13 protein-coding genes are annotated in these 26,869 nt (G+C 46.3%); 5 read left to right on the forward strand and 8 right to left on the reverse strand.

The window, feature by feature from the left end; genetic code table 11:
* Positions 1 to 242 precede the first annotated feature (242 nt).
* A complete protein-coding gene (locus tag QUA33_RS13200) occupies positions 243 to 9,326 on the reverse strand; it encodes a CHAT domain-containing protein (protein WP_333148963.1) in 9,084 nt (3,027 codons plus the stop codon).
* A 908-nt stretch (positions 9,327 to 10,234) separates the two neighbouring features.
* On the opposite strand from QUA33_RS13200, the gene QUA33_RS13205 reads away from it, so the two are divergent.
* From QUA33_RS13205 to atpC, 3 genes are all read left to right on the forward strand, one after another.
* A complete protein-coding gene (locus QUA33_RS13205; RefSeq protein ID WP_333148964.1) occupies positions 10,235 to 11,041 on the forward strand; it encodes a PEP-CTERM sorting domain-containing protein in 807 nt (268 codons plus the stop codon).
* Positions 11,042 to 11,173: 132 nt separating this feature from the next.
* Complete coding sequence (gene atpD / locus QUA33_RS13210; protein WP_006635884.1) at positions 11,174 to 12,631, forward strand: F0F1 ATP synthase subunit beta; 1,458 nt, start codon at positions 11,174 to 11,176, stop codon at positions 12,629 to 12,631.
* A 183-nt stretch (positions 12,632 to 12,814) separates the two neighbouring features.
* Positions 12,815 to 13,222, forward strand: a complete 408-nt coding sequence (gene atpC, locus QUA33_RS13215) for an ATP synthase F1 subunit epsilon (RefSeq protein WP_006635885.1) — start codon at positions 12,815 to 12,817, stop codon at positions 13,220 to 13,222.
* Between the two features lie 91 nt (positions 13,223 to 13,313).
* Here atpC and QUA33_RS13220 read toward each other — a convergent pair whose 3' ends face one another.
* Positions 13,314 to 13,613, reverse strand: a complete 300-nt coding sequence (locus QUA33_RS13220; RefSeq protein WP_190743481.1) for a DUF7734 family protein — start codon at positions 13,611 to 13,613, stop codon at positions 13,314 to 13,316.
* Positions 13,614 to 14,587: 974 nt separating this feature from the next.
* Between QUA33_RS13220 and QUA33_RS13225 the strand changes: the two genes are divergently transcribed.
* Positions 14,588 to 17,983, forward strand: coding sequence for an ATP-binding protein (locus QUA33_RS13225; RefSeq protein WP_333148965.1), 3,396 nt, complete (start codon positions 14,588 to 14,590; stop codon positions 17,981 to 17,983).
* Positions 17,984 to 18,031: 48 nt separating this feature from the next.
* On the opposite strand, the gene QUA33_RS13230 is transcribed toward QUA33_RS13225, so the two are convergent.
* The 5 genes from QUA33_RS13230 to QUA33_RS13250 all read right to left on the reverse strand — a co-directional run bounded on the left by QUA33_RS13230 (position 18,032) and on the right by QUA33_RS13250 (position 22,305).
* Positions 18,032 to 18,304, reverse strand: a complete 273-nt coding sequence (locus tag QUA33_RS13230; RefSeq protein ID WP_333063504.1) for a peptidoglycan-binding domain-containing protein — start codon at positions 18,302 to 18,304, stop codon at positions 18,032 to 18,034.
* A 221-nt stretch (positions 18,305 to 18,525) separates the two neighbouring features.
* Positions 18,526 to 18,807, reverse strand: coding sequence for a peptidoglycan-binding domain-containing protein (locus tag QUA33_RS13235; protein WP_333100436.1), 282 nt, complete (start codon positions 18,805 to 18,807; stop codon positions 18,526 to 18,528).
* Positions 18,808 to 19,322: 515 nt separating this feature from the next.
* Entirely contained in the window at positions 19,323 to 20,777 is a 1,455-nt protein-coding gene (locus QUA33_RS13240) for a hypothetical protein (protein ID WP_333148966.1), read from the reverse strand.
* Between the two features lie 268 nt (positions 20,778 to 21,045).
* Positions 21,046 to 21,666, reverse strand: a complete 621-nt coding sequence (locus tag QUA33_RS13245) for a DUF3177 family protein (RefSeq protein WP_333148967.1) — start codon at positions 21,664 to 21,666, stop codon at positions 21,046 to 21,048.
* A 402-nt stretch (positions 21,667 to 22,068) separates the two neighbouring features.
* Positions 22,069 to 22,305 carry a Calvin cycle protein CP12 gene (locus QUA33_RS13250; protein WP_190662788.1) on the reverse strand — a complete coding sequence of 79 codons (237 nt, stop codon included), beginning with the start codon at positions 22,303 to 22,305 and terminating at the stop codon, positions 22,069 to 22,071.
* Positions 22,306 to 23,053: 748 nt separating this feature from the next.
* Between QUA33_RS13250 and QUA33_RS13255 the strand changes: the two genes are divergently transcribed.
* On the forward strand, positions 23,054 to 24,307 hold the full coding sequence (locus QUA33_RS13255) for an FIST N-terminal domain-containing protein (RefSeq protein ID WP_333148968.1): 1,254 nt from the start codon (positions 23,054 to 23,056) through the stop codon (positions 24,305 to 24,307).
* A 173-nt stretch (positions 24,308 to 24,480) separates the two neighbouring features.
* Here the strand turns inward: QUA33_RS13255 and QUA33_RS13260 are convergent, their stop codons facing one another.
* On the reverse strand, positions 24,481 to 26,532 hold the full coding sequence (locus QUA33_RS13260) for an iron uptake porin (protein WP_333148969.1): 2,052 nt from the start codon (positions 26,530 to 26,532) through the stop codon (positions 24,481 to 24,483).
* Positions 26,533 to 26,869: the final 337 nt, after the last annotated feature.

The following is a 26,869-nucleotide window of genomic DNA, read 5'->3' on the forward strand; positions in this document are numbered from 1 at the left end:
AATACGGATACAATCCCCACAGGAGTCGCGGTGAGAAAAAAAGTTTGGACGTTAGTTCAAGCCCCCAGATTCATCTGTGGGGTTGTATTTAAAATCTAAAATTTAATTAATTGCCTGTAATAACCTATCATAAAACCTCTTCGTATTGAGGACTTTAGTTCTCATAAAACTCGCTGGGACTTTAGTCCTCATTTCAACCTAGAATGGTTAATTTTACCCAAAACGAGCTAAAGTATGGCAGCTTACCAAGGACTTCCAATTAGAGTGAAACTGCTCCAGTAGTAAGGATGAGAAAAATCTTGGTTTTCTTGTTGTAGGTTAGTCGGTAAATTCAAGTTGCCCGCTGTTGTAACTAACTGCCCGTTTGCGAGCCGAACTTTACGAGCAATCATCGCCTGTTGAGCAAGTTGCAGAGTTTCTGCCTTAGTTGTAGCTCCTCGCAACTGGTGGTAAAATTCGCTCATCAGCCCCAAAGTGCCTCCATCGTCAACATACCACAAACTCCCTAAAGCAGATTTTGCGCCGGATTTGACTGCTAAACCTCCAAAACCTAACTCGGCTTCCCGATCGCCCAAAGCAGTTCTACAAGCACTCAATACTAACAAGTCTACCTGCGGATTGCGCCAATTCAAACTCTCCATGCGATCGATCTGCAATTTGGAATTCCATAGTTGAATGTAGGAATTGCTTGGTTTTCCCGGTTTGAATTCAGCGTGAGTTGCTAGGTGAACGATCCGAAATCCTCCCTTGGCGTGTGCCGAGTTGAGATTATCTAAAGTGAAAGTAGAATTGAGGAAAGATGGGCTCTGCCACTGAGCCGAAATCGCCTGCAATTCGATCGGCACACTGGGCAAGGGGTTTTGATCGACAAATTCTGACCTTCCCATTGCTAGCACGGTGGCGTCTCTAACAGCTTTATAATCGGTATTAGTCGAACTAAAACTTGGAATTAGGCTGAAACTGTATTTTTCAATCAAGAACCCTTTACCGTCGTGTAAAGCGGCAAAGGGCAGGCTCCGCAATCCGGGATCGACTGACAGTAATAAAGTTTGAATTCCTAAGTTTTCTAAGTCTTTTTCTAGGGGTGCGATCGCCCATTTATATAATTGCTGGGCGGTGGCTAGATAAGTGGTAGTAGTGCGTTTTGCGGGATTCGTGATTTCATTGCGAAACTCCTGGACGGTGGGGAATAAAGCTGCTCTATTGGCTTCTGGAACGCTGTAGTGAATCGGTCGCCCGACGGGAGGAACTAAAATTAGTTCCAGTCGATCTTCTCGCGACACTATGTAGATAATACCAGACCGCTTGCCGATTTGCCGTTCGATATTTTTTAAAGTTTGTTGAAAGGTCGAAATCAAGACATTTTCATCTGGAAGGTTGGGTTTTACCCCCAAGTATTCTCCAAATTCTTGATTCCTCATTTCTTCAATTCCCCAGATTATATTCTGTATGTCGTTGACTTCAAAAAGTCGATCGGGAGACGGAAGATATCCCAGAACTAAATTAGAAGTAGGGTTGACTGTTCGCGGTTGTTTTGATTCTGGTGGAGATGGTAGGATGTCGGCGGGTAATTGACTGGTGATACTTTGATCGATGGTTAAAACTCGATCGGCTACACTACCGGGCTTGTCTAGCGATGAATTTTTGCCACGGCGTTGCAAGTCTCCTGCATCTAGGGTTGATGGTTGCCGTGCCGGTTTTGTTGTGGCTGCGGGCGATGCTGGTGTTGCTGGTGTGGGGACGGGCGCGATCGAGTTTAAGAACTCTTGTACAGATTCTAGGGCTGACGTTACCTGCTGATTTTCCTGCTGAAATCTCGGCTGATTGATGACCGTTTGCTGATTTTCCTGCTGAAATCTCGGCTGATTGATGACCGTTAGTTGCTGATTTTCCTGCTGAATTGCTTCCGTTACCTGCTGATTTGTTCCAGTTGTCAGGGGAATTGTCGGCGGAATTGTTTGTGGAACGGTTTCCGTTGTCAGCGGAATTGTTGGCGGAATTGTTGGCGGAACAGTTTCCGTTGTCAGGGGAATTGTCGGAGGAATTGTTTGTGGAACAGTTTGCGGAACGGTTTGCGGAATTGTCGGCGGAACTGTTTCCGCTGTCAGGGGAATTGTCGGCGGAATTGTTTGTGGAACGGTTGGCGGAACGGTTTGCGGAATTGTCGGCGGACCTGTTTCCGTTGTCAGGGGAATTGTCGGCGGAATTGTTTGTGGAACGGTTTGCGGAACGGTTTGCGGAACGGTTTGCGGAACGGTTGGCGGAACGGTTGGCGGAACGGTTTGCGGAACGGTTGGCGGAACGGTTTGCGGAACGGTTGGCGGAATTGTCGGCGGAATTGTCGGCGGAATTGTTTGTGGAACGGTTGGCGGAACGGTTGGCGGAATTGTTGGCGGAATTGTTGGCGTCGGGTCGATCGCATCATCAGTCGAAAATGCAATATTACCAACACTACTAGAACGCGGAAACGACTGCGATGTAATGGTAGATTGTCCCGTTGTAATTGCACCCGCCGTACCGTTGCTAGCAGCATCCCCCACCACAAACGGTTGAATCGGCGTCCCTCCATCTCCCCCAGCGTGTGTAATTGCGATATTTCCGCCACCTGTGCCGCCAGCAGTAGAAATGCTAGCAAATCCCGTCGGCGAAAGTGGTGTGGAAAAAGCACCCGTAGCGCGGAAAAAATTGCCTGTTATTGCTGTGACATCGCCACCGGTGCCGCCACTACCGCCTTGGGCATTGATAAACTCTACTTGAATATCGCCGATCGGATCTAAGAACACATTGCCGGCATTTCCGACTATACCGCTAGAGTTAATTTGTGCGGCCGTAATTGAAGTTATCGCCTTAACCGTTATGTTTCCGCCACTGTTGCCCGATGTATTCAAATTGCCTGCGGTGAAATTGTTACCGCTTGTAAAGAGAATTTCTCCGCCATTAGCAGTAATATTTTTAACACTTATATCGCCCTTGGCAGTAATATCGACTTTGGTGGCGGTGACATCTCCCGATAAATTGACTTTTTCCGTGTTTGATGCCGTCAATTGTTGCGCGTTAATTGTCGAGTTTCCTGTCACACTGCCAGCATTGTCGATCGCAAGATTTCCTAACTTGCTGGTGGCGCCCACCGCACCGTTGAAAGTGATGCTGCCGCTACCGGAGGCTAGAGTTAAGTTGCGGGCATTAATGCTGTCACTGTCGATCGCCCCCAAAGTAATATTTCCCCCTGCGGTACTAAATACCGCATCCTTTGTCAAAACCAAAGCATTGCTAATATTAATGTTGCCGTTATTCGTCGTAACATTCCCGCCTAATTTAGTATTTAAAGCCGTAACGTTAAAACCAGAATTGCTTTTAACATTTCCGACAAATTCCGCATTCGATGAAGTAACATTCAAAACGGACAATGGCGTTGTTTCGCCGATATTTCCTTGCAGCAGCACATTACCATTCGTCGCATCTAAGCCCAACAGATGATTGCCGTCGATCGCACCTTTTATATTAATACTACCAACGCTGCTTTTGAGATTAACCTGGTTTCCTAGTTGAACGTTGCCAGTCAAATCTATATTGTTAGTTGTATTGATGCCATAGTTCAAATTAATGCTTGAACCTTGGAGAGCAACACTGCTGTTGTCAAGTCCGGTGATAGTTCCATCAAGTGCGATCGTACCAGTTCCCGTTTGAATATTTACTGCGTCTAAAAATGTGAGATTATAGGGAATACTAATATTGGCGCTGCTATCCGATCGCCCGATGGCGATCGAGCTAAATCCATTTTGAATCAAATTAAGTTCCGATGCAGTCAAATCTAAAGCGCTAGTATTGTTATCAATTCCGCCAACAACAATATTTTGTCCGGCTGTTGCGGGTTGCAGCCTTAACGCGCCAGTACCAGAAACATTCCCAGAAAAATCTATTTCACCTGCCGTTAAAGTCAGCGGGTTACTACCTGCCGATAAACTAGAACCGAAAGCAATAGTTGCATCTCCGAGTGTAAAATTTACGGGCGCTTTTAATGTCACCGGGCCGCTAAAACTAATGTTATCATTAGTTGTGGCGATATTTCCGCTAACCGCAACAGTTCCCCCGCCATTTTGAATAAATGCACCGTCTAAGTTCAGGTTTTTCTCAATATTCAGATTTACCTTATTGGCAATTGTGAGCGTCCCGTCATTGGTGGTTGTTACAGTTCCTTTGAGATTAATATTGTCAGCAGAAATACCGAGATTGCCAGCTACGTCAACTGTCTTGTTGAAAGTAATTTCGCTGCCTGAAAGAACCGATTTTTTGGCAACAGTGACAGCATCGGCATAAGTTTGACTGCCAGTTGTAGTGACATTGCCACCTAAAGATATCTTGCTGTTGGCAGTTAAATTAGTGAGAGGAGTTGTTTCGCCGATCGCACTTGTGAAGGTAAGATTACCGCTAGCCGCCTTCACAGTCAAATCGCTGGTACCATCAACAGTATTATTGAAAGTAATGCTGTCACCTGAAAGAATCGGATTGTTGGCAATTGTCACTGCATCTCCGTAGGTTTGAGCGCCGATTGTAGTGACATTTCCCTTGACTTGAGTTGTGCCGCCAGCATCTGTAGTCAAACTCGCGGCATTGACTGTTTGATTAAATGCGGTTGTTCCTGTAGAATTAGCTGTTAAATTGCCGATCGCCTTTGAACTCCCAACTGCACTATTGAATGTAACATCACCAGTAGTCCCATCCACAGTCAAATCGCTGCCGATGTTATTGGAGTTAACAGTATTGTTGAAAGTAATGCCGTTGCCTGAGAGAGTAGGATTCTTGGCAATTGTCACAGCATCTCCGTAGGTTTGACTGCCGGTTGTCTTGACATCGCCATTGAGTGTCGTTGTGCCGCCAGCATCTGTAGTCAAACTCGCGACATTGACTGTTTGATTAAATGCAGTTGTTCCTGTAGAGTTAGCTGTTAAATTGCCGATCGCCTTTGAACTCCCAACTGCACTATTGAATGTAACATCACCAGTAGTCCCATCCACAGTCAAATCGCTGCCGATGTTATTGGAGTTAACAGTATTGTTGAAAGTAATGCCGTTGCCTGAGAGAGTAGGATTCTTGGCAATTGTCACAGCATCTCCGTAGGTTTGACTGCCGGTTGTCTTGACATCGCCATTGAGTGTCGTTGTGCCGCCAGCATCTGTCGTCAAACTCGCGGCATTGACTGTTTGATTAAATGCAGTTGTTCCTGTAGAGTTAGCGGTAATATTTCCTAATGCTGTGGTATTGCCAACTGCACCGTTGAATGTAATATTACCGCTCACCGCGTTCGCAGTCAAATCGCTGGTGCCGTCCACAGTATTATTGAAAGTAACGTCGCTGGCTGTGAGAGTCGGATTATTGGCAATTGTGACAGCATCTCCATAAGTTTGACTGCCTGTGGTAGTGACATTGGCATTTAGTTCAGTTTTGCCGCCAGCATTGGTAGTGAAACTGGTAGCCGTGACAGCATTAAATGTAGCTGTACCAGAACTATTGACGGTGATATTTCCTAATGGTGCGGTATTGCCTATTGCCGATTTAACTAAAAAGTTTACTGTACCTGTTTCTAAAGTGAGATTGCCGCTGCCATCAATATTATTGTTAAACACAATATTGCCACCTGCTGAATTGCCATTGCTGACTAAGACACTATTTCCAACTAAGGTTTTGCCGTTAATTGTGATATTTTGAGATTGGGTAGTAATATTGCCATTCAGGTTATTAGTTGTAGCATTCAGAGTAATTGAAGCATTATCAGTTCCCGAAATCGATTGATTGGGATTGACAAAAATAGTGCCTTGAGTGTTGAAAGTAACAGGATCTGCAAAAGATACTGGCAAATTCTCTACAGTGATATTGCCTGTAGTAGTGTTCCCTCCGAAAACAATGGCACTAAAGCCATTACGCAATGAGGATAAAAACGGTGTTCCTATATCGATCGCCTGTGGATCGTCACCAAGTCCAGCCTGGAAGCGAATTCCTACATTCGGCGAAAACGGCACAATTGAAAAAGTGCCTTTACTCTGGGCGGAACCTGCTCCCGAAAAGCCAATCTCATTGCCGCTAATACTAATATTTCCAGTACCTGGCAATCCATTAGCATCAATGCTATTTATCCCAACTTCATTGGGAGTTGCGATCGCGATATCTCCGCCGGCACCGGAACTAGAACTAGAATTAACTACTCCTGAGTATGCAAAAATGTTGCCTGTTTTGCCCGTGAGTGTGATGTTTCCACCATTGCCAGCAGTAGAACTGGAGTTAAGATTGCTAGCATTAATATTGTTGGCACTTAGTGTAATTGGCCCACCATTTCCGGTACTGGATGTGGTATCAATTGCCCCTGCCGTCGTATCAATATTGCCATTGTTGCTGGTAAGGGCGATCGCCCGTCCGGGATTCGTAATATCGCCCGTGGAAATATCCCCAGTTGTGGTGATACTTATAGCGCCTGTACTGGTAATATTGGTATTTGCATCTACTGTAAGTGCAGCCAAGGGATTAGTGCCACCTACAGGCCCATTAAAACTTACAGTGCCAGTAGTAATGTTTAATTGATTGTTGCCGTAAATATTGCCATCAACAGTCCCGCCAAAGGTAATCTCTCCACTTTTCGCGGTTCCTGAAGTTGTGATGTTTGTAATGGATTGAGTGAGGATGACTTTTGTTGGGAAACTGATAATGCTACCACTTCCAGTTTGAGCAGAGGCATTAATATTACCACTAAGGGTAATATTGCTCGTACTCGGATTAAAAGTAATTGTTCCTGCTGTACTGCTGCTAGCAGTTGAATTTGTACTGGAATTAATCCCACCTGTTGTAATGCCACCTGGAGCCGTTAGGGAAATTGCTCCTCCATTTCCTGACACAGAAGAGGAATCTAATAATTTGCCAGTGGTGTCAATCGCGCCTATTCCTCCGGTAGAGAGGGTAATATTCCCTCCCGTACCTGCACCTGATGAAGCGGAATTTAGACTAGCCGCAATGTTACCACCAATAGTAGAAAGTGCGATCGCGCCTCCATTTCCTGACTGAGAAGCGGAATTTACATCGGCAGTAATGTTACCACCAGCAGTGGAAAGTGCGATCGCCCCCCCATTTCCTGACTGAGAAGCGGAATTCAGATAGCCATTAGAGGTGTCAATCGCGCCTGTTCCTCCGGTGACAGAGAAGGCGATCTTTCCTGCCGTACCTGCACCAGAGGAAAGGGAACCCACAACACCAGTAGTAATGTTACCACCAGCAGTGGAAAGTGCGATATCACCCCCATTTCCTGATTGGGAAGTGGAATAGAGAGTTCCAGCAGTCGTGTCGATCGCGCCTGTTCCTCCGGTGACAGAGAGGGTGATTTTTCCTGCGGGTTGACCACCGGAAATCATAGAACCAGTAGTAATGTTACCACCAGCAGTGGAAAGTGCGATCGCGCCCCCAGTTCCTAATGATGAAGAGGACTCCACAGATCCAGCAGTCGTGTCGATCGCACCCGTTCCCCCAGTAACAGAAAGGGTGATGTCCCCTCCCGTACCTGCAGTCGAATTGGAAAGAATGCCGCCAGTATTAATGTTACCACCAGCCGTTGAAATGGCGATCGCTCCTCCATTTGCTGCTGAAATGGATTGGGAATTAATGTTTCCCAAAGAGGTGTTGATATCATTGGTACTGGTAAGGGTAATATTTCCGCCCCTAGTAGTAATGTTGGCATTGACTGATATTGCATTACTAGCATTTAACGCGATCGCACCATTGCCCTGATTAGCAATAGGTTGATTAACAGTAATATTATTATTCGCTTGCAGCGTCAGAGAATTACTATTATTCCAAGCAACGGGAGCACTTACTGTAATGTCGCCTAAACTGGCAAAACCCGATGCAGTGGAAATAGTGACATTGCTTAAACCTAGTTGCGTTTGCAGCGTCCCGTTATTGATTGTAGAAGTAGCCCCTGACGGAGTAAATGCTCCCCCTGCTAAAGTTCCGCCTGCATCCGCACCTGCGCTAATAGTGATATCAGTAGGATCTAATAATAAAGTGCCAGCAATCCCAAAGGTCGATCGCAAATCAACTAATCCTTGAAAATCCAGCGATTGCTTTCCCGACACTTCCACAAAGCCGCCATTCCCAGAACCCAAGCCACCTCTGGCGGTAATATTTCCATTAAAGCGAGTAGTTTCATCAGCCCAAACTATAACTCGCCCGCCATTCCCGTTACTAATAGCATCAGCATTAATCGTCGAGTCGCTGCTAACAAAAGTCCGCAAAGCATTGGCTACCGTCCCCAAACCCTGATAATCTCCCCCAATCTGTACATTACCGCCGCCGTTAATCCCAGAAGCATCGATCTTGCCTGCAATAACTCCTACTTTGTCCCCTAAAATATTTACAGTACCGCCAGTGTCGCCAGAGACGTTGAGACTGCCGGATGCGATCGCAGTTCCCGCACTTACCGGCACAGAAACATTCCCTGTCAACACAACTTCGCCATTAGGATTTACCGTCAAACCCGTCGCCTGTGCCACACCTTGTCCAGTCAGCAACTCCGGCAAAGATAACACGGGCTGCGTCCAATTGTTCGGCAACGAACCTTGGTTAGCTGTCGGCTGAATATCCAAGCTCAATAAATTTCCAGCTTGACTAATTCGCACCAAATTGTTACCTGGTACCGCGCTGATGAGAATATTGCCGCTAGGCGCAGTTAGCTGACCCTTATTGACAACCGTACCGCCAATCAAAGTTAGATTTTGACCTGGTGTCACCGTCAGATTGCCTGTATTGACAATACTTCCACCTTGCAAATTTGTAAACGCAAAACTGTTCGGATTCCCGATAAAAGTTGCCCAATTGTTATTGCCGATGGCACTAAACCACTGATTGTTTCCAAAACCAATCCCGGTCGCCGTAGTAGCATTAAAAGAGCCCGGCACGTTCAGACTCGCATTCGGTCCGAAAATCATGCCTGCCGGATTCATCAAAAATAAATTAGAATTGCCACCCGTAACTTGAATTAAGCCATTTATTAAAGAAGGATTACCTCCAGTAATCCTTCCCAAAATATTTTGAATATTGGGATTCGTCAGAAAGTTAGCCGTTTGACCTTCGCTGAGGCCAAACTGAGTAAAACTGTGAAAAAGATTAGCCCCATCTCCGCTGAATGCCCCCCCGGAAATGTCGTAGCGGTTGCCGTTGGGAGTAACAACTGTGTTAGTGCCGTCCGCTGCCGGGGCGATGGGTTGCGCGTTTGCCGAACCCGCCGCTGCACTCAGCCAGCTAACAATGAATAACCATCCGAGCAAATGCAGTCTGTTGGCTGTCATTGTGTTTAAAGATTCTGCTTAAAGTGCGATCGTATTTCTTTATCTTATTTTTACTCATAAAAATTCCTCATGTCAATAGGAGCCACCTATTTTGGGCTGCCGAATAATTAGGATGGGACCAGGAAATGTATGTGTTTAATTACTAGAATTTACGTATAAACAGTTTTTTTACTACAAGTCAGGCGCGGGAAATGAAACTTGGTTTATTGTTTCCACTTTCACTGCTTCCCTCACGCAATTATCTTAAAAAACATGGTTTATGCGTCCGGGACTGTGGGGGAAAATATGGCGCGGAATGCGAGAGTTAGGGGTTTAAAAAAATTGGAAGTTTAGTCAAAACTACGTAAGTTCCGATCGCCTGTTATACAGCTTGCTTAGAGTGGCCAAAAAGTCGCTCAAATTCCTACTCGCAGTCGCCGCCACTTCCTTCTGCATCGGCAGAGCAGCTTGCAGCCCGCTTTCAGGAACAACGAACCCAACAGCCGACTTTCTGTCAAAAACTTTATATTTTATGGATGAACTTTACCAAAACTTTATAAAGGTAGAGTAAAATTTTTATGTATTTTTGATGAAAGCCAATATTTGCAAGTATTGCACTCAACTTTAGACCGTTACCGAAACTAAGTAAATGTAGTAGGTTGGAAGTCTAGGCAGGATGAAAATCTTGCTCTGACAGATTAAACTGTGTCAATCTGGTGTCAGTGAAAACTCTTAGAAGAAGCACTCATTTACTCCAAAACACCCTTAAGTGAGATCTATATGTAGATTCACTGGTGTGGAGCCTCTTCTTTAGGTTTGACGATCGTCCTAAATATAGCAGGCTCGCGATCGTCGATTCGCGTCACGGGAACATGGCATTTTGTGCATTTTGTGCCTTACTACCTAACAATACTGGAGGAATCAGGGTTATGACTACCTTAACGCTAGTCAAAAAAACATCTTTTACAGTCGTCAGCTTGGCAACCACAATGTTGCTCAGCATCTGCACGCCCGTCCGAGCTTTCATGTTTGGCACTGGCGGCATCCAGTTCGATCGAGATACAAAGATCGACTTTAGATTTAACAACTCTCGCAGCCCTTACCAGTCAAGCTTGTGGGTGGCCCAAGCTGAGTCAGGAAACAATGGCTACACCAACATCGCCCGGCTGTTTTACGAGACTAAACCCTCAGATAACGGCTCTGCCAACAACTGGGAAGCAACATTCGGCAACGCAGTCACCTCGGACAACGGCTCCATCACCCAAACCTTCACATTTTTGCAGGATCAAATTTATGCCCTGCTACTGTGGAGCGACACGGGTACCGGCAAGCCTTTCGAGCAATACGTCTCCTCGAGTACCTTCATGAACAGCCCCCAATGGTGGGCCGCCGGCACCCAGTTCCGAAGAGAGGAATGTCTGGTGGCGGGATGTCAGCTTGCTGTGTTTGGTGACTTTATGCTCGACTACAACTCCAGCGACTCATTTGCAAACGTCAACGGCGGTAAAGGGCCAGAGCAATTTTCATCGCTCGCAATGGCCGAACTGGCTAATGGCAAACAAATCTCCTTTGACGATGCCAAACCAGGAACCGAGCTTGACTTCAAAGACTTCACCGTGTCGGCTGAGTTAGTCTCCGAACCTGTCCCCGAACCTCTCACAGTGTTCGGGACTATTGTGGGGATCGGGGCTTTGGCTGCAGCTCGCAGGAAAAAAAAGCGAGGGCAGCAACCATAAAAATGACTATTAACCAGCCCCATACAAATCTAAATAGTGCGTCTGTTCAGTGGTACTCTGAGAAATAGCATTTCTAAATGTTAAGACTTTTTCCATAACGGGAAAAATAGCATCCTAACAAAGGCACTATTCATGGTATCCACCGCAGAAAAAACGAACGTAGGCTACATCACCCAAATCATCGGGCCAGTTGTAGACGTAAAATTCCCAGGCGGCAAACTGCCCCAAATCTATAACGCTCTCACAATTTCCGGCAAAAACGAAGCAGGTCAAGACGTTGCCGTTACCTGCGAAGTTCAACAACTGCTCGGAGACAGCCAAGTGCGCGCCGTTTCCATGAGTACCACCGACGGTTTGGTGCGTGGTATGGAAGTAGTAGATACCGGGGAAGCGATCCAAGTTCCCGTCGGAATCCCAACTCTGGGTCGGATTTTTAACGTCATCGGTCAACCCGTAGACAACCTCGGCCCGGTCAATACTTCCGAAAGTATGCCCATCCACCGCAACCCGCCGGCTTTCACCGAACTGGAAACCAAGCCTTCGGTGTTTGAAACAGGGATCAAGGTGATTGACCTGCTCGCGCCCTACCGTCGGGGTGGCAAAATCGGTTTGTTCGGCGGCGCAGGCGTCGGCAAAACCGTGATTATGATGGAACTCGTGAACAACATCGCCAAGGCTCACGGTGGCGTGTCCGTGTTCGGTGGTGTGGGCGAGCGCACCCGCGAAGGTAATGACCTCTACAAAGAAATGATCGAGTCGGGGGTTATTGACGAAGAAGACCGCAGCAAGTCAAAAATTGCTCTGGTTTACGGTCAAATGAACGAACCGCCTGGTGCTCGGATGCGCGTGGGCCTGTCGGCTCTGGCGATGGCCGAATACTTCCGTGATGTCAGCAAGCAAGACGTGCTGCTGTTCATTGACAATATCTTCCGGTTTGTGCAAGCGGGTTCTGAGGTATCGGCTCTGTTGGGTCGGATGCCTTCGGCTGTGGGATATCAGCCGACTCTCGGTACAGACATGGGCGACTTGCAAGAACGGATTACTTCGACTACCGAAGGTTCGATTACTTCGGTTCAAGCTGTGTACGTACCTGCGGATGACTTGACTGACCCCGCACCGGCTACGACTTTTGCTCACTTGGACGCTACAACTGTGTTGTCTCGCGGTTTGGCTGCGAAAGGGATTTATCCTGCAGTTGACCCGCTGGATTCTACGTCTACGATGTTGCAAGTTAGCGTTGTCGGCGAAGAGCACTATGGTGTTGCTCGTCAGGTGCAGTCTACTCTGCAACGCTACAAGGAATTGCAAGACATTATTGCAATTTTGGGCTTGGACGAGCTGTCGGAAGATGACCGCTTGACAGTTTCTCGCGCTCGCAAAATTGAACGTTTCTTGTCTCAACCGTTCTTTGTGGCTGAAGTGTTCACCGGTTCCCCCGGCAAGTACGTCAAGCTGGCAGACACCATTAAGGGCTTCCAGATGATTTTGGCTGGCGAACTTGATGAATTACCGGAACAAGCTTTCTATTTGGTGGGCGATATCAACGAGGCGATCGCCAAAGCTGAAAAAATGAAAGCTGACGCCAAGTAATTTTAGTCATGAGTCAGTAGTCAGTCGTCATGAGTCATGAGTCAGTAGTTATTAGTTATTTGTTATTAGTTATTGGTTATTGGTAACAACTGACAACTGACAACTGACAACTGACAACTGATAACTGATAACTGACAACTGACAACTGACAACCGACAACTGACAACCGACAACTGACAATTTATGACATTAACTGTGCGCGTAGTGGCCCCAGACAAAACTGTTTGGGATTCTAATGCTGAAGAAGTAATTCTGCCGAGCACCACAGGCCAATTGGGTATCTTGAGCGGTCACGCTCCGATGTTGACAGCTTTGGATACCGGAGTGATGCGCGTCCGTCCCGGCAAGGAATGGGTGTCTATTGCTCTGATGGGCGGCTTTGCAGAAATCCAAGAAAACAAAGTTACTATTCTTGTCAACGGCGCTGAAAAAGGCGAAACCATTGATAAAGAAGCTGCTCGTACTGCTTACACCGAAGCAGAAGCTCGTTTGGAAAAGGCTACTAGCGGCACTTTGCAAGAGCAAATTCAAGCTAAGCAAGCAATCAAACGCGCGAGAGCTCGTTTCCAAGCTGCCGGCGGCACGCTCTAGCTCTCAGGGTAAGGACATAGTGCTTTTGTAGTAGGGACACAACATTGTTGTGTCCCTACTGTTTTTCTCGCGTTGTGTCCCTACTGTTTTCCTAAACTCCCGCCTCGGACAATAGAGATTGCATTGTTTCCCAAGATAACCCCTGCTGAAGATAGCGGGGGTTATTTGGATTGTAGGGACTCTCCACGCGATCGACACTGACAATTTTTGCTTCCTCCGGCAAAACAGGAACCTCTGGATCGAAAGCGGTCGATCGCGTCAAAGAGCTAGAAAAGCCTTTAAAAATAGCAATTTCATCGAATTCGCCGTCTATTTCGGCCTTGACGATTAAAACTTCGTGCGATCGTTTTACCGTGTATTGTTCCAAACGGCGAGCAATAGAGTCAGCCATAGCAAATCTCACTTTCCTGAAATTTGCTACAATATAGCTTAATTTTGCGCCTAATTTCAGCGACAGACAGCTAATTTTTTATTTTTAATTATACCTTTTTTAACAGTAGGAAGTAAGCGGACATAATATAAATCCTGTAAAAAACATCTGCAATGTTTTCATCCGGGAAAACATACTTGTCGGATATTCTATGAGCCACAGAAAGATTGGGTTTCAATTATCGATAGTTGTCCCGTTGAATTTTTATTAAACAGCGTTGGGCTTGGGATATACGCTGCTATTTATGTTATTTTTTTGCTTGGAATTAGCTCCGATCGGTGGCAAGTAAAAGCTAATAAATAACTGTTTACTAGGCTAAAATTCTAGTTAGTGGCTCAATTTTATAGCCTTTGGGAGATCGCGAAAAATATATGTGCTTATTTGTCGTTTGAGTCACAGTAAAATGCAAAAAATCTGCCGTGTCGGTGTTTAAAATTTCTGATGCCGAAACAGAACAAAGCATTGAACTAAAACAGGAAACTGCTGCTGAATTTCAAAAAGGTCTGGAGCTTTATTTCGAGCAAAATTTTCCTTAATCGCAAAAATTATTCAGTAAGATTTGCGAAAGAAATCCTCAAGATAGGTTAGCAGCAATTTACTGCCAGCGCTCTCTAAAGAATGGAATGTATGGAGTGCCTGAAGGATGGTCGGGAATAGAAGCTTTGGATGAAAAGTAGTGATACAGATATATTGTATGTGAACATCGGTAGGGATAGGGCAATACCTTGTCCGGCGCGGAGAGTAGGACAAGGTATTGCCGTGTCCGTATGGTTCGCTTTGACTTTTAATAATTTGGTAAAAGATTAAGGATTGTAGAAACTAGATCGGGTCTTCCTTGGGTAAGTTGTGTTTAAGTACAAAATGGTTTATAATTTTTACCACTGCTCAGCCTTCGCTCCAAGTATTAACTGGGTTTTTCAACCTAAAGTAATGTTATGTCCACTCTTTCTCTCAAGCACTTAGTGGCAAAACTTTCAAGAAAAGCAACGCTGCAAACCGTACTCATAGTTCCGTTTGTCTTGCAAGTATTTGCAGCGGTGGGTATTGTGGGGTATTTATCATTTAGGAACTCTCAAAGAGCAGTAAATGACCTTGCGGATCAGTTGATGGGGGAGGTTAGCAATCGCATCGAGCAAAATTTGAGAACTTATCTGCAAACTCCGCACCAAATCAATCAAAGCAAGCTGGATGCAGTGAAACTGGGTTTTGTGAACATGAAAGACTTGTCAGCTTGGGAAAAGTATCTGTGGCGGCAAGTGCAATTATATCCCTATATCAATTTTACGTCGATCGCTAATCAAGATGGAGAATATCGCACCGGCGAAAAGATGTCGAACGGCACTTTATTGATTAACGCATCGGGCCCTTCTACAAATTTTGATTTTTATTCTTACAATACTAATGATACGGGCGATCGCACCACAGTAGCAGCCTCTGTCAAAAACTTCGACATCCGACAGCACCCTTCCTACGCCTATGCCGCTCTAGCAATTAAACCAACTTGGAGTTCAGTTTATATATCCTTCCTAGAACCCACATTGATCCTCAGCGCGCTGCAACCAGTTTACAACAGCCAGAAACAGCTAGAAGGAGTATTAATTGCTGCGTTGCGTCTCGACAGTATCGGTCAATTTTTAAACAGCCTCAAAATAGGCAAATCTGGTCAAACTTTTATTATCGAAAGAAACGGCACGCTGCTGGCAACTTCCACACCAGAAAAACCTTTCCGCACCAAAAACGGTAAAAAAGAACTATTTAAAGTTACAGAAAGCAGCGACCCAGTAACGCAAACTACAGCTAAATATTTAGAAAATCACTTTCACAACTTGCACCAAATTACAAAATCGCAGCAAATAAATGTTGAGATAAACGGCCAGCAGAAATTTTTAAAAGTCCTGCCCTTCCAAGACGACAAGGGTTTAGATTTGCTGATTGTCGTTGTCGTTCCCGAAGCAGACTTTATGGAACAAATTCAGGCCGGCAACCGAACTACAGTGTTGCTATGTCTTGCAGCTTTGGGCATGGCAAGTGTGTTAGGACTTCTCACTTCTCGCTGGATTATCCAACCTCTTCTAAAATTAAAAAATGCAGCAATAGCTTTGTCTGAAGGACAATTTGACCAAACTGTAAAGCTCGATCGTTCCGACGAGTTGGGCGTACTTGCCGCTGCTTTTAACAGCATGGCAGCACAATTGCAAGCATCATTTACTGCCTTAGAAACTAAAAATACCGAATTGCAGCGACTCGACAAACTGAAAGACGAATTCTTAGCCAATACTTCCCACGAACTCCGCACTCCCCTCAACGGCATTATTGGGATTGCAGAATCTTTAATAGACGGTGCTACGGGACAACTGCCAGAATCTACAAATTTTAACTTAGCTTTGATTTCCTCATCGGGCAAAAGATTGTCTTCTTTAATTAACGATCTTTTAGATTTTTCTCAGCTCAAACACAAAACTATAGAACTGCAAATTAAGTCCGTCGGTCTTCGAGAAATAGTCTCTGTAATTGTTACTCTGTCTCAGCCATTAGTAGGCAAAAAAAACTTGCAATTGATTAACTCAGTTGCTCCTGAATTGCCGCCAATAGCAGCCGACGAGAATCGCTTGCAGCAAATACTTTACAACTTAATCGGCAATGCGATTAAATTTACCGAAAGTGGTCGAATAGAAATTTCCGCAGAATTGGTAACGGGCAGCGCACAATCACCGTCTAATTCCCAATTAGCCATTACTGTATCTGATACGGGCATTGGCATCCCCGAAGATAAATTAGACCGAATTTTTGAATCCTTTGAACAAGCTGACGGTTCTACTGCTAGAGAATATGGCGGCACTGGTTTAGGGTTAACGGTTGCCAAGCAATTAGTTGAATTGCACGGAGGGCAAATAGGGGTATCTTCAACTGTAGGCGTCGGTTCCCAATTCATCTTTACTTTGCCCGTATCTGAGAGTCAGCCAGATTTTAGTAGCATACAGCCGCGTTTAACCGAGGGTTCTCCCATTTTAATCACTCCTGAATTCGCAGGCAAATCCTCTATAATAAATTCTCAGCTATCAGACAATAGCGACTTCCTAGAAAGTGAAAAGCTCAAAGTTTTGGTGGTCGATGATGAACCCATTAATATTCAGGTCATTATCAACAGTCTTTCTCTAGCAAACTATGAGATAACTCAAGCGAGCAATGGCTTAGAAGCTTTAAATCTGATTGAATCAGGATTTAAGCCAGACTTAATTTTACTCGACGTAATGATGCCGCAGATGACGGGCTATGAAGTGTGTCGAGAAGTTCGCAAAAAATACTCACCTTTAGAAATGCCGATTCTGATGTTGACGGCTAAAAATCAAACTACTGACTTGGTAGAAGCTTTTAACTTAGAAGCCAATGATTATGTAACTAAACCTTTTATAAAAAAGGAATTGTTGGCGAGAATTAACACGCAAATCCGCCTAGCGAAACTGAATGCAGCCTACGGCAGGTTTGTGCCACACGATTTTCTAAACTTGCTGGAAAAGCCGAGTATTATTGAAGTAAAATTAGGCGAAAATCAGGAAAGAGATATGACCGTGCTGTTTGCTGATATTCGTTCGTTTACGGCGCTTTCAGAAAATATGACACCGCCGGAAAATTTTGCATTTATTAACACTTACTTGGGAAGGGTTAGCCCTGCAATCAGGAAAAATAACGGGTTTATTGACAAATACATTGGGGATGCAGTCATGGCACTGTTTCCTACATCTCCATCTGATGGCGTGCGAGCAGCAATTGATATGCAAAAAGAAGTGAATATTTACAACCAGCAGCGAGAAAAAAATGGTCTGTGTCCGATCGCGATCGGCGTCGGTTTACACGCGGGGAATTTGATGTTGGGTACAATTGGCGAGCGAGAACGGATGGAAAGTACGGTGATTGCTGATGCGGTGAATCTCGCGTCTCGTTTGGAAGGATTGACTAAGGTTTACGGCGCGGGCATTCTAGTTAGCGGTGCAATTATCGATCGCCTAGACGATCCAGAAAAATATAAGTACAGATTTGTCGATCGAGTAACGGTGAAAGGAAAGACAAATGCTGTGTCGGTGTTTGAAATTTACGAAACAGAAACAGAGCAGAGCATTGTACTTAAGCAGCAAACGGCGGAGGTTTTTCAAGAAGCTCTCAATTTTTACTACGACCAAAAATTTGTTGTCGCCCAAAAAGTATTTCAGAATATTTTACAAATCAATCCGGACGATCGGGTAGCAATGCTGTATTTCAAACGAGCTCGCAAGTATCGAATGTACGGAGTGCCGGAGGGGTGGTGCGGGGTGGAAACTTCGACGGAGAAATAGGGCGCGCACTGCACGCCCTAATCTCTTTAAAAGATGCTTGCACCAACTTTAAAATATAGTTGTACAAACTCCTAATTTATTCCAAGTTTTGGGGCCGACAATGCCGTCCGCAACGATTTTTTGTTGCTTTTGAAAATTGATGACTGCTTGTTCGGTTTTCGGGCCGAATCCTCCATCAGTATTTACAGAAAATCCGCTGGTGTGCAAGAGCCGCTGGAGGTAGCGAACGTCCTCATTTTGGGTGACGCCATCGTTGCGTTTGAGTAGGGGAAAATAACGGCAGGGAGGTAATTCCATGTGAATTGCATTTGTGGTTTGCATAGTTTGAGTCTCCATTGGTTGTTTGCAAGTTGTTTAAAAGCAGGGCAGCGGGGAAAAGATGTTAATTAATAGTCCTGAAGGCACTTTTGACGGGCATAAACGAGGTTTCGGCTTCGCTCAATCACCAGATTTTTTAGCGTTTCTGGGGGCGTAAAGGAAGTATTGCTGTGAAAAAACCCAGTTTCTTGCTACCCGTGCACCTAGGATTAGTTAACTTGGATTTAACATCCCGGTTCACCTGTATAACAAGCGCCTAATAGACTCCAAGTTTGAGGGCCGACAATGCCATCAACAGCAATCTTATTTTCCTTTTGAAATTTGATGACTGCTTGTTCAGTTTTTGGGCCAAAGAATCCATCAGTTGCGACGGGATATCCGTTTTTAACTAAGGATTGTTGGAGATAGCGCACGTTTTGATTGGCAGTGGTGCTATTATTGCGTTGCAGTGTGGGCAGTGAATAGCAAAGAGGCAATTGAGCGTAAATTGAATTTGTGGTTTGCATGGTTTGATTGGGGATTAGTGGTTTGCAAGTCCTTTGAACTTGCTATTCCCCAGTTGTAGCTGTGGGGGGAAGTGCTTTAACAGTCACTTTTTATAGTGACGCTTATCTGGGGTAGCTCAGATGAGTGACAGGCAGCTATCAAATCCGTTTTGTATAAAATAATTGTCAAAGGCAAACAGCAGCGACTTTCGATTTTTTATCAACTTTTAGCATCTTTGCCATCAGCCCCAGACCATAAGTAAGGCGGGGCCGAAAAACGCCCCTATGTAAACGAGGGCAAAGTCTCCAAAGGCTCTCTACTGGCTGACTTAAAGCTGTTTACATAGTGTTGCATTATGCTGTTTAATTCCGTATACCTACTTACCTGTACGGCTGTTGGTGTCGGGATGGATAGGCAGATTGAGGTAGAGAAAGCGAGTCAATCAATCCTGTCACGGTGTAATCGCTGCACTCTTATATAAGCTGAGTAAGGGTATTTTATATAGAGAAGGCAAAAATACTGTATTTAAAGCTAGTTAACTATTTGATCGGAAATGGCGATCGGGAAAATTGCTCTGGGGTTTGGACTTTAACTTAGAAGTGATATCGTAGTATCGGTAGATAGTAGATTTCCGGCTGTCAAACAACTTGAGAATTGAATCAATGACAATTTCTGTAACTATCGGGTTAAAGTCGGAAATAAAGTCCTCGGCATTTAGATTTTCTTGAAAAAATTCCTTGGCTCGATCGCACTGATAGCGCATTTCGTCAAAGCCAACCATTTTTACCACAAACGTTGTCAGGGGCGAACTCTCCAAATCGGTATTAGAGGTGCTTTTAGCCCGCCCATTTTCTAATAAATTCAATACTTCGGCTTCTAAACTAATTTTAGGTTGATAAGGTTTGTCTATTTCTGGAAAAAAGCTTTCTAGGCGCACGCAGTTAGGAGCCTGATCCGGAATTCCTCCCATCATCATCGCCAGAGAAACCTCAATCCCCAAATCCGAAGAAAGAGCTTCTAGTAGGGCTAGGGCAGACAGTTTGCACCCCAAATAAAGCTTCGCAATTTCGAGATTGTACTTAGCAGTCATTTCCCAACGCTGATATGTGCGATCGTCTGGATATCCCTCAAACTGCCGGAAAATTATTTCTGGCTTGAGATAATTCAGAAAACCTTCCATCTTGAGCAAAGCAACTCGGTAGTCGCGAATCGTGTAAAAACCGCAGCAGATGAGATTGTGATTGGTTTCCGGCAGTAAATTCCAGGTATTTGCCAAAAAATGGGCTGAACTATGGTGAGCAAAACTCATCACATCCCGGTTAGAAATTCGCACAGCTTTTTTGACCGTTTCCCGCATTTCCTCATCATTCAAACTGAGGTTAAATCGGCTATTTATTGCTTGCAAGCGGTCATAAAGGCGCTGGCTTACCGTTACTCCGGACTCGGCTGCGCGAAACGGAATGGTTGCTTCAATGCAGCCTGCAATTTGAAGCAATTGCTCGCGTTTGAGAAATGGTTCTAGAGCTTTTGCGGCTACGACAGCGCTGAGAAATTCGTTTTGTCCGGCGAAAGGATTGAGGACTTCGCCCGGTACAAAATTGAATACCAGCATTACCATCTCGAAGATAGCATCCGCTGGCAGTTCCGATCGATCCCTAATTTGTAGTTGTTTGTTAACCTCTTTTGCAACAGGAGTGATGTAGTAGCTGACGTTAAAGTTAATGCTGCGATCGACTTGCACGTAGACAGTATCGTGAAATAAAGCTGCCAAAACCTCGATCGCGTCTTCATCTCCCCCCACCTCAAAAATATGTTCGGGAGTGTGAAAAAACCGCCAGGGCCCCACCATCGGCTGAACAATCAGTTCGGCAATCCGAGCGAGTTCACTGGGTTCGACATTTGCTTCCAGGCGATCGAGCGCCCAAATCAGCCTTTCTAAGCACTGTAAGTAGGCTTGTTTGCTATCCATCACAGTCTTTCCCCATAACATTGCTGTCAGTCGATTTTAGATTTTAGATTTTAGATTTTAGATTTTCTCGACAGATGAATCTGGAAGCTGGAACCTTAGTCTAAAATTTTTAGATCTCCACGACTGGAGTCCACGGCTTATATCCGTTTTTGGGGGGTTACGTCAGCCACCCTGCTGTTAGTTTGATTTTGTCCTAGATGCGCCCCGGCTGTTTTTATTTGAGATTTATGAGCTTTTTGTGGAATACTTTAGCTGCAATTGAGAAGCGAAACACTAACTTAAACTACACTTAATTTCCGGTAGCTGACCTCCCCTGTTTTCCTAATCTAATTAGCACAAAGTATGACAAGTAAATTACATAGATTACTAAACCTATCAGACCCAACAATCCCAAAAACTGAGGGGTTGCCGTAGGGTGAAACATTTGTTTGTAGAGCCAAGGTGGGTCTAACCAAATGCGGCAAAAAGGCTCGTCAATTACCTGAGTTTGAGATTTAAAAGCACAGCTTAAGAAGGGAAGTTGAGCTAGAGCGCCCAAACCGCTGTAAACAGTAATCGCCCACCTCCAAGCTGTAAAAGCCAGTTTCAGGGGCGACTGCGGTCGATCGGCAATTTCTTCGTTTAAATCCTCCCAAAACCACAGACTAGCAGGAATTAAGGCCCTCCCAATCACCGACGATACAAAGCTCACAGGCAGCGCCGCCATCATCAGGTAAAGTGTAATTGCCAGCAAACTCGCCACCCGCCAATAAATAATCGACAAACGGACGATCGCATCAGCTTTTGCCACAACAGCCCAAATCAGCACTACCAGCGGGATAGAAATTGTTAATAACACAGACAACCGATAATCCATCCAGACTAGCGGTTGAAACCAAGGCCCGGTGGCTGCCAATAAAAGACTCAACATCTTTGGGAAAATATACTCACTTATTTGTCACAAATTTTACTACAAAAATGCTAAAAAATCAGCAACCAGAACACGGCCTTAATGTTTTAGTTACTACTACCTTTTCTAAGGTGCTTGGCGCGCTTTAAAACGTACTTGATACACGATAGACGGCAATATACTGGGATTAAAACTGTTTATTCCTCGAATCTCGCCTTCCCATCCCCCGAACCAAGGGGGGACGCCAGAGTAAATTATTGTCTCCCTTGCTTCAGGGAGTGGAGAGAAGCTGGCCGATTTGAACCATTGGGATAGAAGCCAAATCTCGCCACTATTTCAAGGCTCAACCCCTCAAATAAAATTCTCCCGCGCCAAAAGTTAGATTTCGGCGCGGGAGGGCAGGGATAGAGCTAAATGGCTCGTTTATTCCTCGTAGATGCGGCACTCAGCAGCGTCAGGATTGTCGTCGCAAAATTTTTCAAAAGAATTCTTAGGTTTGACTTGCTTTTGGTGGGAAGCTTCTGCTTGCAGTTCTTCAACTGCGTCCCACGCCGCCGCGCATTCCCCGGAAGTGGCGCCCTTGAGGTCACAGACTGTACGAGCGCTTTCTAGTTCTTCTTCAATTTTTTCTTGGATGTTGCCTGCGGGTGTTGTTGTCATAAAGCTTGTTGGTATGAATGTGTAGGAGAATATGGTGGTCCCCGACCTATTTCTAGGTAATGTTAGCACGCCCCTGGGTTTAGTGAGCTGGTTCGGCTAACGGCACATCCTTAACCCAAATAAAGATGTTTAACCGTTAACGACAGAGCAAGGGACTAGCTAAGCAGCCACTTGGTGTCATCACTCAAAAAACGTAGACCTCTAAAGTCTTAGGCTAGTCAAGAGTGGTTTAAGTCTTAGGCTAGAAGCCCAGTGTCTTTAGACCTGGGTCGTTGACCTTATTAAGTAAGAAAGGTTTTCTTTTTGGATGTTAGTTTGGGTTTGATTTGCTGTTTCGGTCTGGCGACCCCAGCTAATAATAGCTTGAGATGCGCTGCTGTTGCAGCAGCCCAGATAGAAACCATCCATAACTGCAACTGCGATCGCAGCAGCCGTCTCTACTTCCTGCTTTACTCTACCCCGTCGGCGGGGGAAGGGTCCACAGGCATCAATGTAGGTCGAGCTGACCTTACTTTTGATGAAAACATTACACGATGTTCGTGTGTCAAACTGTATTGAGCTTTATCTTTTAAGATTTAGCTGAATACGGCATTTAACACTAAACAGATTAGTCGGACACTCATGTTAACTTATGTTAACACAAGAACGGCAATCGAGGGGGAATCGATCGCCGAAGAATAGGGTCTCCCCAGTGGCAAGTTCCGGTTAGCGTAATGTATAGAGATAGTTTTATAGAGAAGTTTGCCTTATGTACACCCAAAACCAAATGCAGTGGGTCAGCGCTTTATCAACCCGTCCCTCTTTGGAATCAGCGCTCAAAGAAGTTATAGAACAAGCCGATCGCGACCTAGAAGGCCAGGCTGATTTAGCGCTGATATTTATCTCGTCTGCCTTTGCCAGCGAGTATTCTCGGCTGATGCCTTTACTCCGAGAACTGCTGCCAGTGCCCGCGATCCTGGGCTGCGGCGGGGGAGGAGTCATCGGCACGAACCGGGGCGGCCTCACCGAAGAAGTCGAGGGATCTCCCGCAGTCAGCCTCAGTCTGGCGCGCTTGCCGGGAGTGAATGTCAGAACTTTTCACGTCGGTGCAGAAGAACTGCCGGACTTAGACAGCCCCCCGGATACTTGGGTGGATCTCTTGGGCGTGCCGGCCCAGGAACAACCGCAGTTCATCATCTTCGCCGACCCCTTTTCGGCAAAAATTAACGATTTGCTGCAAGGGCTAGATTATGCCTATCCGGGTGCGGCGAAGGTAGGGGGACTCGCCGGGGGGGACGGTGCGGGCAGGGGCGCGGCACTGTTTTGCGACTATCAGCTTTACCGAGAAGGGACGGTTGGGGTAGCTTTGAGCGGCAATATAGTTTTGGAAACGATCGTCGCTCAAGGCTGCAGGCCGATCGGGCATCCTTATCGGGTGACGGAAGGAGATCGCAATATTTTGCTGAAACTCGAAGAACAAACCGACGATACTGGCAGCGGAGGCATCGAGCGATCGCCCTTAGAGGCCTTGCGAGAGTTAGTTCAAACTTTGAGCGAAGAAGACCGAGAATTAGCTCAGCACTCGTTATTTGTAGGCTTAGTCAGCGATGAATTCAAGCTGACATTAGAGCCGGGAGATTTTTTAATCCGCAATCTGTTGGGAGTAGATCCGAAAGTGGGGGCAATTGCGATCGGCGATCGAGTCCGTCCCGGACAGCGCATCCAATTTCACCTGCGGGACGCCCGCACCTCCGCAGAAGACCTAGAAATGCTGCTCGATCGCTATCAGCGGGCTGCCGAGTACAGCGGTACATCTAGCGCCGGCGCCTTAATGTTCTCTTGTCTGGGGCGCGGCGAAGGGCTTTACGGTCAGTCGAACTTTGACTCCCGACTGTTTGGTCGATACCTCAAAAACATCCCCCTGAGCGGCTTTTTCTGCAACGGCGAAATCGGCCCCGTCGGCGGCAGCACATTTTTGCACGGCTACACATCCGTATTCGGGATTTGCCGCCAAAATTCATAATTTGTGAACTGTTGACTGTTGACTGTTGACTGATGACTGATGACTGATGACTGACGAGTGTTGACAATCTAAAATCTAAAATCTAAAATCTAAAATCTAAAATCGACTGATGACCAATAAATAAAAGCGGCAGTCGCCTGCCGCTTTTAGCTGTAACTAGATGTCTGGAAACCTTAGAAACTAAAGGTAGTACGGAGGAGTCCGACCCAGATATCCTCGTTGTTGTTGTTGTGTTCCGGATTCAGAATCACGTAAACGCCCGGTGTCACCGAAATAAAGTCATTGACTTGGAAGCGATAGAAACCCTCTAAGTGATAAGAGGTGTTGCGATTTCTGGCGACATCGCTCTCGGTAACTTTTGGCGGTACACCAAAGACGAAGCCTAGGACGTTGCCTTGTCGGGCAAAATCTCCCAGGGCCACAGTGATAGCACCATTCTGGATGGTAGCGTCATTGTTGCCACCCCGCAGTTGTTCAGCCTTCGTATAACCGTACCAACCGCCAATCTGAAAGCGACTGCTGGGTTTGAAGTTAACTTGCACGCCATAGTTATCTGATGCGGTGGGTGATTGATCGAAGGGCCGGTTAGCCAACAAACTGCCGACGCCGCCCATGAGGTTAACATCGCCTGCCCGATTGTATTTCCGGGTGTAAGTCAAGCCCAAGTCAAACGGTCTGCTAAAAAAGCCGATCTGACCCAGAGCGCTGAAAGAACCGTCGAAAACGCCCCTGCCGTCTGCGGGGTTGGGAGCATCGCCGTCGCCTGCGAGATAGCCCGCGGTAGCTCGGAAGCTGCCCAAGTTGAAACTCACACTTGCGCCTGCTCCCTGCGGGCCGCGGAATACGGCCGGGTTGCGAACTCCAAATCTGGAAAGTGAACCGTTACTCGTAGAGTTACCAAAGGTAGAAGCCTGGTCTGCAATTTCATCGAGGTCAAGTCCTTTAGGACCGACAAAGACTGTAGCTTTACCCATCGGGAACCGATAGTACAACTCGTCTAGTGTGAAATTGCTGTTCTCAGCTCCATCAAACGCTAGGCGAGCCATGTTAGTGCCCGTAGCTGTTGCTGCTGAGTAGTTCGCGACGTTGAGGGCTTGCAAGCGAGTTCTGAGCAAGTCTCGACCGGTGAAGCTGGTGTTGAAGTTCAAGCGCACCCGGTAGCCGAGGTTGGTAGACGTTTTGTCGTCGTCAAGACCAACACCATCTCCGAAGGTGTCGCTGACGGCAAAAATGGCTTCTCCAGCCAATTTGGTGGTGGTGGAGAACTGGTTGGCTTCGAGTTCAGCGGTGCGGGCTTCTAGGCCGTCTACTCGTCCGCGCAGGGTAGCAAGTTCGGCTGCAAATTCTTCTTGCAGGCGTTGCAGGATAGCTAAGTCGTCTCGGGTAACTAAGTTACCTGTTGACCCAATTAGCTGGGTGATCTGGTCTAAGCAAGCGTTGACGCCGGCTGCAAATTCGTAGCGAGTCAGGGCGCGGTTGCCACGGTAGGTGCCGTCGGGATAACCTACGATACAACTGTAGCGTTCGACTAGGGATTGCAGGGCTTGGAATGCCCAATCTGTCGGTCGCACGTCGGAGAGCTGAGTGACTGATGTCACCTGGGACATGGTTCCGGACGGTTGGGCCGGCAGCGCTTGGGGAGCGACAGGGACGATGGGACCGCCCATTCCGGCGGCTGGTGTCTGAGCAATTTCTACCTTAGTAGCTGGGGTGCTGGCGACTGCTGGCACTTCAATTGTCCCAGGGGCGTCTGTCTGGCTGCTTTGCACTGCCAAGTCTGATGCTTGGGGCGAGGATTCGGCTGTGCCTGCTGCTGCTAGGGGTTCAGTTGTTGCTGCGGCGCTGACCGGAGCGATTGGGGCTGCTAAGTCGATGTCGCTCCCGGTTGTTTGCAGTGTTGTTTGCACTGCTGCTTCGCTGCTGGTTTCAGGTTTGATTGAGGCGAGTTTTTCAGCGTCTGCTTCGTTAACGATCGGGGTTTGGGCCGCTTCGACGCTGCTGTTTAAAGCCAGGTTTTCTGGGGCAGCAGGGGCTGCTGCAACTGGTTCTGCAACTATTTCTCCAACTATTTCTGCAATTTTTGACTCAGATGACTGAGCTGTAGCTAGCTGGTTGGCTTCAGCGGTTGCGGTCACTTCTGCGGCGATCGCAGCGGTACTCATGACTGATGATAGCCCCAGAATTGCCGGGGATACTAGCAGTAAATTCCAAAAAGTTCTGTTCATTTTCCTCACACCTTCACACTCTATTCAACTCGACGAGCAGCAATTCCCAACTGCTAATTTTTGTGGTTGCTTGCCTGTTGACAATAAATGCCAAAATAGAACATATCCATAACTGTTGATTCACAGTAGGCGTGTCTACTTCTGCTTGAACTTAGGGGGCTGAGCCCTTATACCGCCCAGGCATCAATTCAGGTCAAGCCCACATTACATTACAGTTGATTATACCATCACGTGCTAATTTCATCTCTCGATCGCCCGACTTGCTTGAGTTGCTCTGCGGGCGATCGACAACTGGTTCTACGGGTTCGACAACAATCTGCCTCTAACTGAGCAACTG

Source organism: Microcoleus sp. Pol14D4 (genome assembly GCF_036701245.1).
In the GTDB taxonomy this organism is placed as follows: Bacteria; Cyanobacteriota; Cyanobacteriia; order Cyanobacteriales; family Microcoleaceae; genus Microcoleus.

Excerpts from the sequence above, each read along its gene's own strand:
- QUA33_RS13200 (WP_333148963.1), bottom strand. The coding sequence starts at position 9,326 with ATGACAGCCAACAGACTGCATTTGCTCGGATGGTTATTCATTGTTAGC.
- QUA33_RS13205 (WP_333148964.1), top strand. The coding sequence starts at position 10,235 with ATGACTACCTTAACGCTAGTCAAAAAAACATCTTTTACAGTCGTCAGC.
- atpD (WP_006635884.1), top strand. The coding sequence starts at position 11,174 with ATGGTATCCACCGCAGAAAAAACGAACGTAGGCTACATCACCCAAATC.
- atpC (WP_006635885.1), top strand. The coding sequence starts at position 12,815 with ATGACATTAACTGTGCGCGTAGTGGCCCCAGACAAAACTGTTTGGGAT.
- QUA33_RS13220 (WP_190743481.1), bottom strand. The coding sequence starts at position 13,613 with ATGGCTGACTCTATTGCTCGCCGTTTGGAACAATACACGGTAAAACGA.
- QUA33_RS13225 (WP_333148965.1), top strand. The coding sequence starts at position 14,588 with ATGTCCACTCTTTCTCTCAAGCACTTAGTGGCAAAACTTTCAAGAAAA.
- QUA33_RS13230 (WP_333063504.1), bottom strand. The coding sequence starts at position 18,304 with ATGCAAACCACAAATGCAATTCACATGGAATTACCTCCCTGCCGTTAT.
- QUA33_RS13235 (WP_333100436.1), bottom strand. The coding sequence starts at position 18,807 with ATGCAAACCACAAATTCAATTTACGCTCAATTGCCTCTTTGCTATTCA.
- QUA33_RS13240 (WP_333148966.1), bottom strand. The coding sequence starts at position 20,777 with ATGTTATGGGGAAAGACTGTGATGGATAGCAAACAAGCCTACTTACAG.
- QUA33_RS13245 (WP_333148967.1), bottom strand. The coding sequence starts at position 21,666 with ATGTTGAGTCTTTTATTGGCAGCCACCGGGCCTTGGTTTCAACCGCTA.
- QUA33_RS13250 (WP_190662788.1), bottom strand. The coding sequence starts at position 22,305 with ATGACAACAACACCCGCAGGCAACATCCAAGAAAAAATTGAAGAAGAA.
- QUA33_RS13255 (WP_333148968.1), top strand. The coding sequence starts at position 23,054 with ATGTACACCCAAAACCAAATGCAGTGGGTCAGCGCTTTATCAACCCGT.
- QUA33_RS13260 (WP_333148969.1), bottom strand. The coding sequence starts at position 26,532 with ATGAACAGAACTTTTTGGAATTTACTGCTAGTATCCCCGGCAATTCTG.